Here is a 1,971-nt window from a genome sequence, read left to right on the forward strand (position 1 = left end):
ACCGCGTCGCACCGCGCCCGGCGCGTTCCACTCCTGGCGCCTGCGGGCCCGCTTCTTCGCCACCTCGGACGACTGGAGCTGGTACGGGACGGACGTGACCATGACGCCCGGCGTGAACAGCAGCCGGCCCTTGAGCCGCAGTGCGCTCTGGTTGTGCAGCAGGTGCTCGTACCAGTGGCCGACCACGTACTCGGGGATGATCACCGACACCGCGTCGCGCGGCGACTCCTGGCGCAGGCTCTTGACGTACTCGATGACCGGCCGGGTGACCTCGCGGTAGGGCGAGTCCAGGACCTTCAGCGGTACGTCGATCCCGCGCCGTTCCCATTCGTCGCGCAGCGTCCTCGTCTCGGCCGGGTCGACGTTGACGGTGAGCGCCTCGAGAGTGTCGGAGCGCATCAGCTTGGCGTAGGCGAGGGCGCGCAGCGTCGGGCGGTGGATCTTGGAGATCAGCAGCACCGAGTGGACGCGCGAGGGACGGACGGTGTCGTCGCTGGGGCCCTCGGGAGCGGCGATCTCCGCGGAGACGCCGTCGTAGTGGCGGCGGATCGCGCTCATCGTGCCGTAGAAGATCACCATGCCGAGCAGCGCGACCCAGGCGCCGTGCGTGAACTTGGTGACCAGGACGACGATCAGGACCAGGCCGGTGAAGAAGGCGCCGAAGGTGTTGATCGCGCGGGAGCGGATCATGTGCCGGCGCTTGAGCTGGTCGGTCTCGGTCGCCAGGAGGCGGTTCCAGTGCCGGACCATGCCGATCTGGCTGAGCGTGAACGACACGAACACGCCCACGATGTACAGCTGGATCAGCCGTGTGGAGTCGGCGCCGTAGATGATCACCAGCAGCGTGGCCGCGCCGGCGAGCAGCACGATGCCGTTGGAGAAGGCGAGGCGGTCGCCGCGGGTGTGCAGCTGGCGGGGCAGGTAGCGGTCCTGGGCCAGGATCGAGCCGAGCACCGGGAAGCCGTTGTAGGCGGTGTTCGCCGCCAGGAACAGCACCAGGGCGGTGGCCGCGGCGAGGACGATGAAGAGGAAGCTGTCCTTGCCGAAGACGGCCTCGGCGACCTGCGTGATCACCGGGTTCTGGACGTAGTCGGCGCCGACCGCGACCCCGTTGTGCAGCAGGTCGACGGCCGGGTTCTCGGCCATCCGGACCTTGGTGAACAGGGCCAGCACGATGATGCCGCAGAACATGGTGACGGCCAGCAGGCCCATCGCCGCGAGGGTGCTCGCCGCGTTCTTCGACTTGGGCTTGCGGAAGGCGGGGACGCCGTTGGAGATCGCCTCGACGCCGGTGAGCGCGGCACAGCCGGAGGAGAAGGCGCGCAGCAGCAGGAAGACGAGAGCGAACCCGGCCAGGCCCTGGTGCTCGGCCTTGATCGTGTACTCGGCCGTCGGCGCCCGCATGGTGTCGTCGAGGACCAGCCCGCGGAAGGCGCCCCAGGCGATCATGATGAAGACGCCCGCGACGAACACGTAGGTCGGGATCGCGAAGAGCTTGCCGGACTCCTTGACGCCGCGCAGGTTCATCAGCGTCAGCAGCACGATCACGGCGACCGCGCAGGCCACCTTGTGCTCGACCACGAACGGGATCGCGGAGCCGAGGTTCTCGATGCCGGAGGCGATGGACACGGCGACGGTCAGGACGTAGTCGACGAGCAGCGCGCTCGCGACGGTCAGGCCGGCCTTGGGGCCGAGGTTGGTGGTGGCCACCTCGTAGTCGCCGCCGCCGCTGGGGTAGGCGTGGACGTTCTGCCGGTAGGAGGCGACCACCGTGAACATCAGCACGACGACCGCGAGGGCGATCCAGGGGCTGAAGTGGTAGGCCGACACGCCCGCGATGGACAGGACCAGCAGCACCTCCCCGGGCGCGTAGGCCACGGAGGACAGCGGGTCGGAAGCGAAGACGGGCAGGGCGATGCGCTTCGGCAGGAGCGTTTCTCCGAGCCGATCACTGCGCAGTGCGCGCCCGAT

1 protein-coding gene is annotated in these 1,971 nt (G+C 69.0%); it reads right to left on the reverse strand.

All coding sequences use genetic code 11. From position 1 onward, the window contains the following. Positions 1-1,971, reverse strand: a 1,971-nt coding sequence (locus tag J2X68_RS40175) for an APC family permease (RefSeq protein WP_310437543.1), incomplete at both ends; no start/stop codon positions are given.

Source organism: Streptomyces sp. 3330 (genome assembly GCF_031456635.1).
In the GTDB taxonomy this organism is placed as follows: Bacteria; Actinomycetota; Actinomycetes; order Streptomycetales; family Streptomycetaceae; genus Streptomyces.